At 66.2% G+C, this 16,180-nt stretch carries 14 protein-coding genes; 7 read left to right on the top strand and 7 right to left on the bottom strand.

The annotated features are described in order from the left end of the window. Window positions 1-15: 15 nt before the first annotated feature. The 5 genes from D9X30_RS20065 to scpC all read right to left on the bottom strand — a co-directional run bounded on the left by D9X30_RS20065 (window position 16) and on the right by scpC (window position 4,540). On the bottom strand, window positions 16-855 hold the full coding sequence (locus D9X30_RS20065) for an AraC family transcriptional regulator (protein ID WP_194946551.1): 840 nt from the start codon (window positions 853-855) through the stop codon (window positions 16-18). Continuing rightward, complete coding sequence (locus D9X30_RS20060) at window positions 839-1,798, bottom strand: patatin-like phospholipase family protein (protein WP_153948768.1); 960 nt, start codon at window positions 1,796-1,798, stop codon at window positions 839-841. The genes D9X30_RS20065 and D9X30_RS20060 overlap by 17 nt, the downstream gene beginning before the upstream one ends. Window positions 1,799-1,910: 112 nt before the next feature. Further along, the gene (locus D9X30_RS20055; RefSeq protein WP_153948770.1) at window positions 1,911-2,435 is read right to left on the bottom strand and encodes a helix-turn-helix transcriptional regulator; all 525 of its coding nucleotides are present in this window, start codon (window positions 2,433-2,435) and stop codon (window positions 1,911-1,913) included. A 9-nt stretch (window positions 2,436-2,444) separates the two neighbouring features. Beyond that, the gene (locus D9X30_RS20050; RefSeq protein WP_153948771.1) at window positions 2,445-2,717 is read right to left on the bottom strand and encodes a hypothetical protein; all 273 of its coding nucleotides are present in this window, start codon (window positions 2,715-2,717) and stop codon (window positions 2,445-2,447) included. A gap of 296 nt (window positions 2,718-3,013) precedes the next feature. Further along, on the bottom strand, window positions 3,014-4,540 hold the full coding sequence (gene scpC / locus D9X30_RS20045; protein ID WP_153948773.1) for a succinyl-CoA:acetate CoA-transferase ScpC: 1,527 nt from the start codon (window positions 4,538-4,540) through the stop codon (window positions 3,014-3,016). A 427-nt stretch (window positions 4,541-4,967) separates the two neighbouring features. Between scpC and D9X30_RS20040 the strand changes: the two genes are divergently transcribed. Together D9X30_RS20040 and D9X30_RS20035 are read left to right on the top strand one after the other, a co-directional pair. Further along, a complete protein-coding gene (locus D9X30_RS20040) occupies window positions 4,968-6,722 on the top strand; it encodes an FAD-dependent oxidoreductase (protein ID WP_153948774.1) in 1,755 nt (584 codons plus the stop codon). 177 nt (window positions 6,723-6,899) lie between these two features. Then, window positions 6,900-7,892, top strand: coding sequence for a tripartite tricarboxylate transporter substrate binding protein (locus tag D9X30_RS20035; protein ID WP_153948775.1), 993 nt, complete (start codon window positions 6,900-6,902; stop codon window positions 7,890-7,892). Between the two features lie 94 nt (window positions 7,893-7,986). Here the strand turns inward: D9X30_RS20035 and D9X30_RS20030 are convergent, their stop codons facing one another. After that, on the bottom strand, window positions 7,987-8,964 hold the full coding sequence (locus D9X30_RS20030; RefSeq protein WP_153948776.1) for a hypothetical protein: 978 nt from the start codon (window positions 8,962-8,964) through the stop codon (window positions 7,987-7,989). Window positions 8,965-9,402: 438 nt separating this feature from the next. Between D9X30_RS20030 and D9X30_RS20025 the strand changes: the two genes are divergently transcribed. The 3 genes from D9X30_RS20025 (at window position 9,403) to D9X30_RS20015 (ending at window position 11,724) form a co-directional block, all read left to right on the top strand. Then, a complete protein-coding gene (locus D9X30_RS20025) occupies window positions 9,403-9,705 on the top strand; it encodes a hypothetical protein (protein WP_153948777.1) in 303 nt (100 codons plus the stop codon). Between the two features lie 295 nt (window positions 9,706-10,000). Beyond that, a complete protein-coding gene (locus D9X30_RS20020) occupies window positions 10,001-11,077 on the top strand; it encodes an alpha/beta fold hydrolase (protein WP_153948778.1) in 1,077 nt (358 codons plus the stop codon). Window positions 11,078-11,244: 167 nt separating this feature from the next. Continuing rightward, entirely contained in the window at window positions 11,245-11,724 is a 480-nt protein-coding gene (locus D9X30_RS20015; protein ID WP_153948779.1) for a nuclear transport factor 2 family protein, read from the top strand. 80 nt (window positions 11,725-11,804) lie between these two features. On the opposite strand, the gene D9X30_RS20010 is transcribed toward D9X30_RS20015, so the two are convergent. Then, the gene (locus D9X30_RS20010; RefSeq protein ID WP_153948780.1) at window positions 11,805-13,550 is read right to left on the bottom strand and encodes a dipeptidase; all 1,746 of its coding nucleotides are present in this window, start codon (window positions 13,548-13,550) and stop codon (window positions 11,805-11,807) included. 236 nt (window positions 13,551-13,786) lie between these two features. Here D9X30_RS20010 and D9X30_RS20005 point away from each other — a divergent pair, with 236 nt between their 5' ends. Both D9X30_RS20005 and D9X30_RS20000 read left to right on the top strand, forming a co-directional pair. Next, window positions 13,787-14,521: a glutathione peroxidase gene (locus D9X30_RS20005; RefSeq protein WP_153948781.1), complete on the top strand. Its 735-nt coding sequence runs from the start codon at window positions 13,787-13,789 to the stop codon at window positions 14,519-14,521. Window positions 14,522-14,729: 208 nt separating this feature from the next. Continuing rightward, on the top strand, window positions 14,730-16,136 hold the full coding sequence (locus tag D9X30_RS20000) for a dihydrolipoyl dehydrogenase (RefSeq protein ID WP_153948782.1): 1,407 nt from the start codon (window positions 14,730-14,732) through the stop codon (window positions 16,134-16,136). Window positions 16,137-16,180: the final 44 nt, after the last annotated feature.

Here is a 16,180-nt window from a genome sequence, read left to right as displayed (position 1 = left end):
TACGATCGTGCAGGCTCAGGTCGCGGCGCCCCGCAACGCGCGCAGCCAGCGGCCCGGCGAATGCCCGTAGGCGCGCGTGAAATGGCGGGTCATGTGGCTCTGGTCGGTGAACCCGGCGCAGACGGCTGCGTCGGCCAGCGACTGCCCGGCCGCTGCCAGCCGCCTGACCATGTCCAGCCTGCGCATCACCAGATAGCGATGCGGACTGGTGCCATAGAGCACGCGGAAGTCGCGCGACAGGCTCCAGCGGTCGCGGCCAGTGGCCTGCTCCAGCTCGTCGAGTGTCACCGGACGCTCCAGGTTGTCCTGCAGGCAGGTCCGGGCCAGTTCGGCGGCGCGGTAGTCCACCGCCTTGCGTCCGCGCGCCGACCCGGCCGCGGCGGCCAGCGCGTGCGCAAGGTCGAAGATCGCGTCGTCCTCCTCCAGCGGGTCCAGGGTGCTGTCCATGGCCTGCAGCAAGGTGCCGGCGGCCGCAAACAGCCTCGGATCGTCGGAACGCCCACCGGCCACGAATGGCAGCGGTCTGCCGCCCAGCACGCGCTGGATCAGTGCAGGCTCGATGTAGAGCATGCGGTAGTGGAATCCCGCGTCGGTGCCGGCATGGCCATCGTGCGGCTCATCGGGATGCAGCACGATGGTGCCACCCGGCTGGCTATGAACCATGCTCCGTCGATAGGAAAAGCTCTGAACGCCAGCCAGTGTGCAGCCGATGGCATAGGTGTCATGGCGGTGCATGTCATAGCCATGGCCGCCGAAGAATGCCTCGATGCGTTCCATCTGGCGCGCGGACGCATCGCGTTGCACCCAGTCGCGCTTGCCCGGCAGCGCAATGCTGGCGTCAGTGGATGCCGCCATGCGTGGTCGAGTGGTCATGAGTGTGGGAGTGGGCATGCGGGGCGCCGGCCGGGGGCAGGCCGATGTCGGCGCTGCAGCTGGGGTTCTCGGCATCGTGCTCGTGCGGTTCCAGCGCGCCGGGCACCCGGCGGCTCGACAGGCCGTCGGCGCGCAGCCAGGCCAGCGTCGCCGCGGCTGCGCGATCGATCAGCTCGCCGCACCGGCTGTAGTCGTACGGCGAGACATCGAGCGGGCACAGGGGCGGCACCACGGCAATGTGGGCATGCTCGCCCCAGCGTTCCAGGTCATGCACCAGTTGACGCGCCACCAGCAGCGACAACGCGTTGAACGCATGTTCGATCGCGCCCTTGGGCGGACGCCGTTCGGCGCATGCGAAGCCCGCCGGCAGCACGATGATGCGCGTGGCGCCAAGCCGGATGGCCGTCGATACGGGCGTATTGTTCGCCACGCCGCCGTCGATCAGCTTCTGGCCGTTGATTTCCACCGGCGGGAAGACGCCCGGGATGGCAGCGCTGGCCAGCACGGCCTGGACGATATTCCCCGACGACAGCAGGACTTCCGCCCCACTATGCATGTCGGTGGCGACAATGTGCAGCGGCAGGGCCGCGTCCTCCACGCGTGCGTCCCCCAGATGGCGCTTGAGCAGGCGCTTCAGCGCCATCGACTCCACCAGATGGCCGCGATTGCCAATGATCATCCCAAGCATGCTGCGCCACGACCACGGCAGCACCTCGGCCCGCGTGATGCTGCGCCACAGGCCTTCCAGCTTCGAAATGCCTTCCGGGTGGGGGTTGCTGGCGAAGTAGGCGCTGTTGATGGCACCGGCGGAGGCACCGATGACCAGATCTGGCGCGACGCCCCAGTTCACCAGCTCGCGCAGCATGCCGACTTCGATGGCGCCCAAACTGCCGCCGCCGGCGAACACGAATGCAGTCTTTTCCATGGTCTTCAGGATCTGGGCAGCCTCGCCCGTCGGGGTTTGAACAGATTGTGGTGTGGAGAGGATAGGCCACTTCCGGTCCGGCAAAAAGGGCCGGCAGGGTGGAAATGACCCGTCAGGCCACCAACCGCTCAAGTTGCTGCCGGATTTCCGGCACCAGGCGCGTGGCGCTGCGCGCCAGGTTCACCTGCATCGTGACTTCGGCCACATCGACCAGCGCGGGGTCCAGGTCATAGCTGCCGCGCTGCGCCAGCCAGCGCAGCACGTCCGCCAGGTGCCAGACCGACGCGGACCCTTCGTGCACCGGCAGCGGAAACGACGCGGGGTAGCTGATCATCAGCTTGCGCATGTTCTGCCGCGAGACGCCGACGGCCTCGGCCACATCGGTCAGGCCGACCAGGTCGGGCGTGGCCTCGATCAGCCGCGCATGCGGCGCGGCGCGGCGCACATCGGCCAGGGCGCTGACGATGGCGCCATGGGCCGTGTCAGCCTCGCGCGCGAACATCAGCGCAATGCGTCCCGGAATGCCGATGCCGACCAGCGCATCGTCACAGCCGCTGGCCCCAAGGCGCTCCACCACGTCGTCCTGGTCGTTGTCCGAATCGGGGAGCTGGTATTTCAGGGTGAAGTTGTATTCCATGTTGTCCTGTCAGTGCGAGACACCAGGGGGCGCTTTGCGGTCTTGATGGATGGCGCAGTGGTCCACCACGCGACGCAGGAACCGGGCATGCAGTTCCGGATTGCGCGGCGTGCTCCAGATCGACACGATGCAGAATTCCCCGCAGCGGCAGGCGGCGCAGTGATAGGGGCAATACAGCTTGCCCCAGGCATGCGATCCGCCCAGCTTGCAACGCCAGAATTCGCCCTCGGCGTACTGGACTGCAGCTTCGATTTCTTTTCTTGGATGTTTATCCCGACCCATCAGGCCTCCCACGATATGCGGCAGCTCGCGAGTTGTCAACTGACAATCTGCGAGACGGTTGACGAAAAGCAGGGGGAGAGACCCTATCAGGGCGCGCCGGGAAAATGGCGATTTGGACACAAAAGACACAAACTCGCACGAACATGTGTCGGCGAGCGTCCGGGCAACGGACGGTAGATTCAACGGGAGGGCGGCGACGACGCCCTGGAACCGGCCGCCGCAAGCGGGTGGCCTGGAGGGCCATCGGACCCGCAACATGCTGCGGGTCCTGAGAGGCGGGTGGCGCGGCGGGGCGGTCAGGCCGCCAACGGTTCGTTTGCCGGCTTGCCCGCGGCCGTCAGCATGGTGCCGTGGTCGCGGTAATGGGTGTGCCAGGCAAACGCTTCTTCCAGCACATGGGGCGTCTGTCCGCCGCGCAGGCAAGCCCGGCGGTAGTAGTCGAGCAGGCCGTCCCGGTAGGCCGGATCGGTGCAGTTGTTGATGACCTGCAGCGCACGCTCTCGCGGCGCCAGGCCGCGCAAGTCAGCCAGGCCATGCTCGGTGACGAGGATGTCCACGTCGTGCTCGCTGTTGTCCACGTGCGTCACCATGGGCACGATGCTGGAAATCTTGCCGTCCTTGGCCACCGACTTGGTGACGAAGACCGACAAATACGCATTGCGCGCGAAGTCGCCCGAGCCGCCGATGCCGTTCATCATGTGCGTGCCGCCGACGTGCGTGGAGTTGACGTTGCCGTAGATGTCGCATTCCAGCGCCGTGTTGATGGTGATCAGGCCCAGCCGGCGCAGCACCTCGGGGTGGTTGCTGATCTCCTGCGGACGCAATACGAGCTTGCTCTTGTAGTGCTCGATATTGTCCAGCACGCGGCGATACACCGGCGCGGACAGCGTCATCGACGCCGCCGAGGCAACGCGCATCTTGCCGGCGTCGATCAGCGCGATGGTGCTGTCCTGCAGCACCTCGGAATACATCGTCAGCTCATGGAATGGCGAATCGGCCAGGCCGTGCAGCACCGCGTTGGCGATCGTGCCGATGCCGGCCTGCAACGGCTGCAGGGTCGGCGACAGGCGGCCCGCGCGCACTTCACGCTCCAGCAGCGCATTCAGGTGGCCGGCAATCTGGCGCGTCTCGGCATCGGGCGGCAGCGCGTTCGACGGGCTGTCGTCGGCTTGCGTGATGACGATGGCTGCGATGCGCGACGGGTCGACGGGGATATAGGGCAGGCCGATGCGCTGCTCCACGGCAATCAGCGGGATCGGCTGGCGATACGGCCGCTGCACGGGGAACGCGATGTCGTGCAGGCCTTCCAGCCCGCTCGGCATGCTCAGGTTCAGCTCGATGATGACCTGCTTCGCCATCTTGGCGAAGCTGGCCGAGTTGCCGACCGAGGTGGTAGGGACGATGCCGCCCGATTCGGTAATGGCGGTGGCCTCGATGACCGCGATGTCGACCGGGCCGATCTGGCCGCTGCGCAGCAGTTCGGCGGTCTCGCCCAGATGCTGGTCGATGAACATGACCTCGCCGCCGTTGATCTTGCGCCGCAGCGTGGCGTCGGACTGGAAGGGCAGGCGGCGCGCCAGCACGTTGCTGTCGGCCAGGATCTTGTCGGTATCGTGTCCCAGCGAGGCGCCGGTGATCAGCGTGATCTGGAGCGGATCGGTGGCGGCGCGGCGTGCCAGCGCGACGGGAACGGCCTTGCAGTCGCCGGCGCGCGTGAATCCACTCATGCCGACGGTCATGCCGTCCCGGATCAGGCCTGCGGCTTCATCGGCCGACATGATCCTGTCCTGGAGGGCGGCCAGGCGAATGCGATCGCGGTACATCTAGTCTCCTTGCTGGGGGCTGTCTGATCTGCCGCCAGGGGCCTCGTGGGTCCATGACGGACGGTGCGTCTTGGAGGCGCGTAGCACAGTGTAGCGACCGCTTAATATTCTCACCATGATTTAAAGCTCTGAGATTCAGTCGGATTTTTCATAGTCACGCCGATGGCACACCACCGGCGTAGCGTGAAGCAAGGAGAGGGCGGCCAGAACCATACATGGAGCCTTGCCGTGACTTCATGATCCTGCGCAAGAGTGGTGCATGCCGAACCATTTCCGGGGGCGCGAACATCGCGGCTGTGTTTCCGGGCTGGCGGGGCTACTATCCAATCCAGCGCGGCCGGCATGCCCGGCCAGGCAGTCTTCGCAGTCTTCGATCGATGCATCACGCGCCGGCGTGGCCGGCCGCTTCACAGCAACGGGGGAAAGCATGGAGATGACCCAGGCGACGTCGGAACTCGACGCCCATCCTGACACCGATGACGCACCGGCTGCGCAGCCAGCGCTGACCGAACTCGAGGCGCCATTCTCGACCCTGGAAACGCGCCGGCACCAGATGTTCCCCACCCTGACGCAAGCCGAGATCGACCGTATCCGGCGCTTTGGCCAGGTTCGCACATGGCGGGCCGGGGAGCTGATCTTCCAGGTAGGCGATGCGGGTCGCGGCATGCACGTGGTGCTGGCCGGGCGCGTGCGGATCGACCGTCGCGACGGGTTAGGCCACCGTACGCCGATTACGGAAGAAGGCCCGGGCCAGTTCCTGGCCGAAGTCGGACAGTTGACCGGCAAGCCGGCACTGGTGGATGCGGTGGCGCTGGAGGATGTGACCATCCTGGTGATCCCGCCGCCCAGCCTGCGGGCGCTGCTGGTGGCCGAGGCCGACCTGGGCGAGCGCATCATGCGCGCGCTGATCCTGCGTCGGGTGGGACTGATCGAGCAGGGGGGCGGGCCGGTGCTGGTCGGCAAGGGCACCGAGCCGTTGCTACTGGCATTGCAGGCGTTCCTGCGCCGCAACGGCCATCCGCATCGGGTCATCGACATCGAGACCGATACCGATTCCACCTGCCTGCTCGACATCAGCAAGGCGCCCCAGAGCGATTTTCCGATGGTGATCTGCCCCGACGGCAGCGTGCTGCGCGCGCCGGACGAAGGCCAGCTTGCCAGTTGCCTGGGGCTGGTGCCCGAATTCGATCCGGACCATGTCTATGACGTGATCGTGGTCGGGGCCGGTCCGGCCGGGCTGGCGACGGCCGTCTATGCCGCGTCCGAAGGGCTGTCGGTGGCCGTGCTCGATTGCCGGTCGCCGGGCGGCCAGGCCGGCGCCAGTGCCCGCATCGAGAACTACCTGGGCTTTCCGACCGGCATTTCCGGCCAGGCGCTGGCCGGCCGCGCGTTCGTGCAGGCGCTCAAGTTCGGCGCCCACATCGCCATTCCGCTAGAAGCCAAGGCGCTGCATTGTGGCGAAAATCCGATCGAACTCGAACTGCAGGATGGCCGCCGTATTCCCACACGCACCGTGGTGATCGCCAGCGGCGCGCAATACCGGCGTGCCCAGATCGACTCGCTGGAACGCTACGAGGGACGCGGCGTGTACTACTGGGCGTCGCCAGTGGAGGCCAAGCTCTGCAAGGACGAACACGCGATGCTGGTGGGCGGCGGCAATTCGGCTGGCCAGGCGGCGGTGTTCCTGGCGTCGCACGCGGCCGAGGTGCACATGCTGGTGCGCGGCGAGGGGCTGGAGGCCACCATGTCGCGCTATCTGATCGACCGGCTCAAGGGCCTGCCGAACGTGCATCTGCACACCCACGCGCAAATCACCGCGATGGAGGGCGATGGCTGGCTTTCCACGGTCCGGTACAAGGAGCGCGCCAAAGGGCCGGAATGCGTGGCCGTGCCGATGCGCCACGTGTTCCTGTTCATCGGCGCCGCGCCCAACACCGAATGGCTGCGCTCGTGCCATGTGGAGACCGACAACAAGGGCTTCATCCTGACCGGCTACGACGCGCATCATTCCTGTACCGAACGGGCCGACTACACGCTCGAAACCAGCGTGCCCGGCGTGTTCGCGATTGGCGATGTCCGGTCAGGCTCCACCAAACGCGTGGCCGCGGCGGTGGGTGAGGGCGCGGCCGTGGTAGCGCAGATCCACCACTACCTGGCCCCGCTGGAACATGCCCGGGTCTGATCGCGAACGATGTCCGATTCGTGAGTTGAAGGCATCAATGTCGTTCTGAAGACGATAACCCTGCGCTTTGTTTCATGGTTACACTGCCTGCGCCTTGTCCGGAAACCGTGCCGGACAGGGCGATTCAGGTATTCGACCGGGCCCAAGCCCGGCGCACCAACCAGGAGACAGATCATCATGGGTATTTCCTTCGCCAGCCTTGCCAGGCGTGCGGGCATTGCCGTTGCGGCGATGGCTGCCACGCTTGCCGCCGTGCCTTCGTTGGCCGCAGACAGCTTCCCCAACCGTCCCATCCGCCTGATCGTGCCGTTCGCGCCCGGCGGCAGCGTGGACATCGCTGGCCGGCTGATCACCGATGCCTGGGGCAAGCAGCTGGGGCAGTCGATCGTGGCCGACAATCGTGCCGGCGCTTCGGGCAATATCGGCATGGACCAGCTGGCCAAGTCGAAGCCCGACGGCTACACGCTGGCCATCAACAACGTGGCCCTGGCGGTCAATCCGTCGCTATTCGCCAAACTGCCATTCGATACGGCCAGGGACTTTGTGTCGGTCGGCACCATGGGTACGTCGCAGCACGTGCTGGTGGTCAACAACGCGCTGCCGGTGAAGAACGTCAAGGAACTGGTGGCGTTGGCCCGCGCGCAGCCGGGCAAGCTCAGCTTCGGTTCGGCCGGGTCGGGCAGCACGTTCCATATGGCGGCCGAACTGTTCAAGACCGAGTCCGGCACCGACATCCTGCATGTGCCCTACAAAGGGGGTGGCCCGGCCCTGGTCGATACGATTGCCGGCCAGGTGCAGATGAGCTTCCCGGTGCTGTCCGCGGCGCTGCCGCACGTGCAGGCCGGCAAGCTGCGCGCGCTGGCCGTGACCGGGCCCAGACGTTCGCCGCTGATGCCCGACGTGCCCACCATGGCCGAAGCCGGCCTGCCGAACTACGCGTTCGAGACGTGGTTCATCGTCAGCGCGCCGGCCGGTACGCCCAGGGACGTGCTGGCAAAGCTGAACCAGACGCTCAATGCGGCATTGGCCCAGCCGGAACTCAAGGCGCGGCTGCTCAAGGAAGGCTTCGAGCCGCTGACGATGAGCCCGGCCCAGGCCGATGCCATGCTGCGCAAGGAGATGGTGCGCTGGGCCGCACAGATCAAGCAGGCCGGCATCACGCCCGAGTAACGCCTGGGTAACGCCTGGGTAACGCGCCCCCGGGAAGCAGAGGCGCCGGTCCGCCAGATAGCCAGATCTCCAGACTGGCGGACCGCCGGCTGGCTCAGGCCGCCATCGCCGGCATCGGCGCGCCGTTGGCCGGCATCGCGTACATCAGCGGCGCCGCGCCGGCCTGGATGCGTGCGCGCTGTGCCTCCGTGGTCATCTCCTCCAGGAGCTTCGAGAAGCGCGGTTCGAACATGCCGGTCACGATGTACGTCCAGCGGTACGCCTTGAGGATCACCGCCTCCACGTCCGGCGCATGCGGGGCATCCTGCGCGCCGCGGATCACACGCATGAAGTAGGCCGCATCGGCATGGGCCTGTGCCTGCAGAATCGCGTCGAAGCCGCCCACGATCGCCAGCATGTCGTCGATGGCCGCATCGCGCTCGGCGTCGCTCACGCGCGCGTTCTCGCGGATCCACTCCAGCTCGTCCAGGATCGCGTGCTGCGATTCCTCGCGCCAGTGGTACAGGAACACGTCCTTGAACAGCTCGGATACGTCCGGCGCCGTGCCGATGCTGGCGCGATAGTGCGCCTGCGAGAACAGTTCGAGCTGGCAGATCACGGCCAGCACGGCCCACGTGCGCTTGCCCAGCACGAACGCGGCCACGTCATTGGGCTGGGCGTCGAATCGATAGCCCTCTGGCATGTCCTGCGCGGCCAGCCGTTCGATGCGGCGGAACAGTTCCTGGTGCTTCAGTTCCTCGTCGGAAAAGCGGATCAGGGCCTCCAGCGCGACCTGGTCGCCCAGCGCGTGTTGCCCGGTCAACTCCAGCACCTTGGCGCTGACAAAGCGTTCCACCAGCCCGAACATGTTGGCGTAGGTACGGCCTTGCACCTGGCTCAGGAATCGCTGCTCCGAGGCACTCAGGAAGGGCAGTTCGTCGACGAGCGACAGGCCGTCGGGCATGAACTTGTGCGAAAGGTCGAACGTGCGGCCGCGAATCACGTCCTGGTCGATGTCCCAGCGGATGCGGCGTGAAGCGGCGATGCAGCGGGCGTAGCGTTGTGTGTCGGCGGAAAGGGATGCAGCTTGCATTGCGAAACTCCTTGATACGTGAAATCCGTCCCATGGAGGACGTGGGGCGGATACTCGGACGTTTTGGGGTGTCGCGCGTGAGGCCGGTGTCCCGACTGCAATCGTTTTCATCGGAATCGGCACCGGAAAGCGGGACGTGCGTCCTTGGCGCGGGTTTACTCGGGGAATTACGATAGGACTACCTGCCATGCCATGCTGGACGCGGCTTGCAGACCGCCGCTGTGCGCCGCTGGCCCGGTCCGTTCGCCTGCACGGGACCGAAGTCCCACGCAGTGGCACCGGGTTTTCCCCCGAAGCGGGCAAAAACCGGGACACCGGTCACGTACACGCTCGCCAGCGATTTCCGACAATGACTCCACGGATCGGCCAATGCCATCCCGGCCCACAGCCCTCCGTGTTGTTCTTCTGATTGGAGTTCGAAAGTTTGGAGTCGTCGAGATGTGTACGAAAGTTGCCAAGACCCTGCTTGCCGTTTCAGCCGTTTCCGCATTGACCATCGGCATTACCCAGACCGCCCACGCAGCGTGGAGCGAAGTATTCGTTCCGTCGAATGGATCGACCCTGCACGTCAGCATGTCATCGTGCCTGCGTGGCACCTTCGATCCCTATGCGGATGGCGCGCGAATGGGCCCGCGTGATGCCTTCAGCGATGGCGGCAACCGCATCGGTCCGCGCGACGCGTACACCGACGGCGCGCGCAGCGTCGGCGCCCAGGGGGACTGCGCGATGCGCGCGGCCTGACGTGCGCTAGCGCGCTTTGCCCGGCCGCGGCAGACCACCTGCCGCAGTGCCGGGTCTTTCAACGTCCGTCGCGGGACACCGCCCTCTGGTGTACGGCATCCGGCGCACCATCCATGCACCGCGTCTGGCCTTCCGCACATTGCGGGGCCGGCAGTCGGTATTGATGTCGGCGCGCTGGAGATCGTTGTCTAAGATAGGTGAGTCGCCCGGCATGGCCGGACGCGGTAAGCCGTTGCCGGGCGTTGCACGGCGGCGCGCCGCGTCTGCCGTATCCTGCCCCGTGCGCGACCCGCCCATGCCGATGCTCAAGCAGCAGATTCGCCTATGCACCAGCCCGGACCGTGTACGCCTGGCGTACGCCATCACGGGCAGCGGGCCGCCGCTGGTGAAGGCCGCCAACTGGATGAGCCACCTCGAGTTCGATGTTGGCAGCCCGGTGTGGAGCCATATGCTGTGCGCGCTGTCCGAGCAGCACACGCTGATCCGCTATGACCAGCGCGGCTGCGGCCTTTCCGATCGCCACGTGGAAGACCTGTCGTTCGACGCCTGGCTGCGCGACCTGGAAACCATCGTCGATGCCATGGCAGTGGAGCCGTTTGCGTTGCTGGGCATCTCGCAGGGGGCGTCGATCGCCGTGGCCTATGCCGTGGCGCATCCCGAGCGCGTCAGCCATCTGGTGCTGCACGGCGGCTACGCGCGGGGGCGGCTCAAGCGCAACCAGGGCGACGCCATGCGCGAAGAGGCCGATTTGATGATCCGGCTGGCCGAGATCGGCTGGGGTCAGGAAAATCCGGCGTTCCGGCAGTTCTTCACCACACAGTTCATTCCGGGCGGCACCGCCGAGCAGCACCGCTGGTTCAATGAACTGGAGCGCGTGTCCACGTCGCCGGTCAATGCCGCGCGCTTCATGCGCGTCTTTAACGAGATCGATGTGGTGGACCTGCTGCCGCTGGTCAGCTGCCCGACGCTGGTGATGCATGCCGTGCGCGATGCGCGCGTGCCGTTCGACGAAGGGCGGCTGATCGCCAGCATGATTCCCAACGCCCGCTTCGTGCCGCTGGACAGCGGGAACCACCTGCTGCTGGAAACCGAGCCCGCGTGGGACCGCTGGATCGAGGAAGTGCGCGCCTTCCTGCCGGCGCCTGCACCGTCCACCGACCCGGCGTTCGGCGCCCTGACGCGGCGCGAACGCGACATCGTCGTGCTGATCGCGCAGGGCCGCGACAACGCGCAGATCGCCGCCCACCTGGGGCTGTGCGAAAAAACCGTGCGTAACCACATCACCAGCATTTTCTCGAAACTCGAGGTCGAGAATCGCTCGCAGGCGATTGTCCTCGCGCGCGAATCGGGGTTTGACCGGCAGCGTGTCTAGCGGCCCCGGATCGCACACAAGCCGGGCGCTGCGACGAATTGCCGCTTGACATACAGATCTGTCTACTCAACACTATGAGACAGATCTGTCTACATATGGATCTTGCCAGCTTTGGCACCGATTTCCGATTGATTTCCAGGTTTTTCCGATTCCCAAGGAGCCTTCCCATGTCGAGCCAACCCGAAGTTCGTCCACCCCTGCCGCCGTTCACGCTGGAGACCGCCGCCGCCAAGGTGCGCGCGGCCGAAGACGGCTGGAACACGCGTGACCCGCACCGCGTGGCGCTGGCCTATACGGTCGACAGCGCCTGGCGCAACCGTGCCGAATTCGTGAACGGACGCGACGATATCGTGGCCTTCCTGACGCGCAAATGGCAGAAGGAACTCGACTATCGGCTGATCAAGGAACTCTGGGCGCACGACGGCAACCGCATCGCGGTGCGCTTTGCGTACGAGTGGCACGACGACTCGGGCAACTGGTTCCGGTCGTACGGTAACGAGAACTGGGAATTCGACGAAAACGGCCTGATGCGCCGCCGGTTCGCGTGCATCAACGACGCGCCGATCCGCGAGGTGGACCGCAAGTACCACTGGCCGCTGGGCCGCCGGCCCGATGACCATCCGGGCCTGAGCGATCTGGGGTTCTGAGGCGCCGCCCACCGGGAGCGCGCGGTGGTTTCCCTCTCCCGCCAGCGGGAGAGGGCGTCTTGCATCACGGCTTCATTGCATCACTGCATCTTCTGCAGGTTGCCCACGCGCACCAGCATCTCCGTGAACATCTGCATGTCCAGGTTCAGGTCGGAGACTTCCTTGTACTCCTTGGCGTTGTGCGCGGTGTACTTCTTGCCGGGCATGGCCGGGCCGAAGTTGATGGCGTTCGGCATCAGCTTGGCCGTCGTGCTGCCGGCCGTGGGCACTGGCCTGGCTTCGAGCCCGGTGGTGTCGCCGTAGATGTTCAGCAGCGTTGAGAGCCACGCGCCCTTGGGGTCGCGGGCCATCCAGTCGCCCTGTTCATGCTGGATCTCCAGCGCGGTGTGCGTCTGTGCAGCCCAGGCCTGGATGCGCTCGGCGATCTTTGCACGCAGGGCGTCGGGCGTGGACCCGCGCGGCATGCGCACGTTGGCGGTGACCTCGAGCTTGCCGTTGCGCTCGCGGATCAGCGTTGGCGACATCGTCAGCGGGCCCATGAAGTCGTCGCGGTAGCCCACATCCATCTTCTCGCCCAGGTAGCCGGTGCCGTACAGGTCCGTCAGGTAGCGCGTGGCGCGCGCGTACTGGTTGTCCGCGAATGGCACCCCCGACGCCTGCAGGAACATCGCCAGGCGCGGCACGGGATTCACGCCTTCTTCGGGGCGCGACCCGTGGGCCGACGAGCCAGTGACCTTCACGTCGATGGCGTCGCCGCTGCGTGCGATGTCGATCGTGAACTTGCCCTGCGCGGCTTGCTGGGCGATGAAGGCCGCCCGCGCCTGCTCCAGCGTGGCGGCCACGGCGTTCAGGTCGCCGCCGGCAATACGCGCGGTGGCCGTCTGCGGAATCGCGTTTGCCGATGCGGCGCCGGCCATCGCGACGATGGCCGCCTGCTTGCCGTCGGTGGGTTGGTCCGGAAAGCGCACGGTCAGCGCGCCAGAGCCCTTTTCGGCCACCACGGCCGGGTACTTGCTGTCGAGCACGATGTTGTACTCCGGCAGGGTGGTCTTGTCGCGGTAGTACTTCATGCCGTCGCCGCCGGTTTCCTCGGTGGTCTCGATCATCAGGCGAATCGTGCGCGCCAGCGGCACGCCGCTCTCGCGCACGGTCTTCATGGCGAAGAGCGCCGCCGCAATCGATCCCTTGTCGTCGATGGTGCCGCGGCCGTAGAGGTAGTCGCCCACGCGCGTGACCTGGAACGGGTCAAGCTTCGTGCCGTCGTCGAGCACCCATTCGTCGGCCACCACGGGCACCACGTCGGCGTGCGTAAGGATGCCGAAGGTCTCCTTGCCCTGGCCCGGCAGCGTCACCTCGAACACGCGATTGTCCACGTTGCGGAACTGCAGGCCGAAGTCGTTGGCCATGCGCTCGACGAGCTTGCCGAACGCGACGATGGCCGGGTTTTCGTGCTGCGGCACCTTGTCGTCGCGCACGGTGCGTAGCGCCACCATTTCGGTGATGCTGTCGAGCACCGCCTGCTGGTTGTGCACGCGGTTGTAGACGCCCAGCAGGCGCCCGATGTTGACCAGGTCGTCGCCCTTGAGCGGCCGCCTGGCCCGGTAGGCGCGCACCGAAGCAGCGAGCTTTGGATCGGCCTTGACGGCAGCGTCCAGGAATGCGCCGAAGCTGGCGGGCGGGGTGGCCGTGGCGCTGGCCACCAGCTGGTCCAGTTCCGGTTTGGCCAGCGTGGCCGCCGTGGCGCTGGTGGCGCTCGTGGCGCCGAGGGCGAACAGGGTGGCGGCCAGCAGGGTCGCGGCGGGTAGCCGGATGGGCAGGCGAGTCATGGAGCGGTTGTCCCTTCATGGTTTTTGTGTGCCCGCATGATAACGACGACGATGTGCGAGCGGAAGCAGTCAAAACCGTATCTGATAGTCAAAAGCAATCGGATTCCTCCGATTGATCATAGAAAGTTTCAATCGGCTTGGTTGAGACAATGAATTTTACGGATCACATTCAGACCGCGACAATCCACTCCATCGCCACAACACGTGGCGCCTAACTCACCCAAGGAGTGATTTCGATGCTGCAATCCCGTGAAGGCCAACGCGTTCCCAATGTGACGTTTCGTGTGCGTGAAAACAACGAATGGAAGGACGTGACCACGGCCGAACTGTTCAACGGCAAGACCGTTGCCGTGTTCTCGCTGCCGGGCGCCTTCACCCCGACGTGTTCGTCGACCCACCTGCCGCGCTACAACGAACTGGCCCCGGCGTTCCGCGCTGCCGGCGTGGACGCGATCCTGTGCGTGTCGGTCAACGACACCTTCGTGATGAACGAGTGGGCCAAGGACCAGGAGTCCGAGAACATCGTGATGATCCCCGACGGCAACGGCGAGTTCACCGACGGCATGGGCATGCTGGTGGACAAGGCCGACCTGGGCTTTGGCAAGCGCAGCTGGCGCTATTCGATGGTCGTGAAGGACGGCGTGGTGGACAAGATGTTCATCGAGCCGGAAGAACCGGGCGACCCGTTCAAGGTGTCCGATGCCGACACGATGCTGAACTACATCGCCCCGAACGCCAAGCGTCCCGACCAGGTGGTGGTGTTCTCGAAGGTGGGCTGCTCGCATTGCGCGAAGGCCAAGCAACTGCTGCAGGACAAGGGCTACGAGTACATCGACGTGCCGCTGGACAACAAGATCCGCGGCAAGGTGCTGGGCGCCATGTCCGGCGAGATGACCGCGCCGCAGGTGTTCATCAACGGCAAGCTCGTTGGCGGTGCCGCCGCGCTGGAACAGTACCTGGCGGCCGCCTGATCCTCCCGCCCGGGCCCGGCTCCCCCGGCCGGTGTCCTGGGCACCTTTTATCGCCCCCGCAATGCTCCCGCAACCTTCCGCCGGCCAGCCGGCGGCGGTGCGGGCCGGCAGTCGCCGGACCCGATGGCATCGCCCTGACCGCGCCATGGCGAGGACTGTGTCATCCCATCCGCCGATTGATGCAAAGACTCACGAACAGGAAACGCACATGAAAACGATTCAGACCGACGTGGCAGTGATTGGCGCAGGAACCGCCGGGCTGGCAGCGTATCGCGCGGCCATCGCCGCGGGCAAGCGTGCCGTGGTCATCGAGGGCGGCGCCTATGGCACCACCTGCGCCCGTGTGGGCTGCATGCCGTCGAAGTTGCTGATCGCGGCAGCCGAGGCGGCCCACGAGGCGCGCCATACCGCCGCATTCGGGGTACACGTGGACGGGCCGGTCCGCGTCGACGGCCGCCAGGTCATGGACCGCGTACGCAGCGAGCGTGACCGTTTCGTGGGCTTTGTCGTGCGCGGCGTCGACAACATTCCCGAGGAAGACCGCCTGCGCGGCTATGCACAGTTCATCGACAACACGGTGCTGCAGGTGGGCGCCAATACCGTGGTGCGGGCCAGCCGCGTGGTGATCGCCACCGGATCGCGTCCGGCCGTGCCGCCGTCGTTCACGGTGTTCGGTGACCGTCTGATCATCAACGACGACGTGTTCTCGTGGCAGGACCTGCCCGCCAGCGTGGCCGTGTTCGGCCCCGGCGTGATCGGGCTCGAACTGGGGCAGGCGCTGTCCCGGCTGGGCGTGCGGGTACGCGTGTTCGGCGTTGGCGGTGGCGTGGGCCCGTTGTCCGATCCCGAAATCCGGGCTTACGCGGCCAGGACCTTCCATGCGGAATTCCCGCTGCTGCCCGATGCCAACGTGACCGATATGCGCCGCGAGGGCGACGAAGCGGTGATCACGTTCCGGGGCGAGGACGGCAAGCCGGTGACCGAGCGTTTTGCGTACGTGCTGGCTGCCACGGGACGTCGGCCGAACGTCGACAACCTGGCGTTGGAGAACACGGCGCTGGCACTGGACGCCCGTGGCGTGCCGGTGTTCGATCCGGTCACGCTGCAATGTGGCGATGCGGCGGTGTTCATTGCCGGCGACGCCAACAACGTGCTGCCGCTGCTGCACGAGGCGGCCGACGAGGGCCGGATCGCCGGCGAGAACGCCGCGCACTGGCCGAACCTGCGTCCGCTGGCGCGACGCGCGCCGATTGCCGTGGTGTTCTCCGATCCGCAGATCGCCATGGTGGGCAAGCGCCATGCGGACCTGATCCAGGGTCGCTTCGTGACCGGTGAAGTCAGCTTCGAGGATCAGGGCCGCAGCCGTGTGATGCTGAAAAACCGGGGTCTGATGCATATTTATGCCGACCGGGCCACGGGCCGCTTCCTGGGTGCCGAATGGATCGGCCCGCGCGCCGAGAATATCGCGCATCTGCTGGCGTGGGCGTACCAGCAGAACCTGACAATCTCGCAGATGCTGGCCATGCCGTTCTATCACCCGGTGGTGGAAGAGGGCCTGCGTACCGCGCTGCGCGATGCCGAGGCCAAGCTGACGCAACTGAAGGTGGCAGCCTGAAATTTGCAGATCGATGCTGGAGGCAGGTGGCGCCGGCGCGCTGC

This window comes from Cupriavidus sp. U2 (assembly GCF_009663685.2).
Classification (GTDB): domain Bacteria; phylum Pseudomonadota; class Gammaproteobacteria; order Burkholderiales; family Burkholderiaceae; genus Cupriavidus; species Cupriavidus necator_C.
This window is presented reverse-complemented; position numbering and strand designations above follow the sequence as displayed.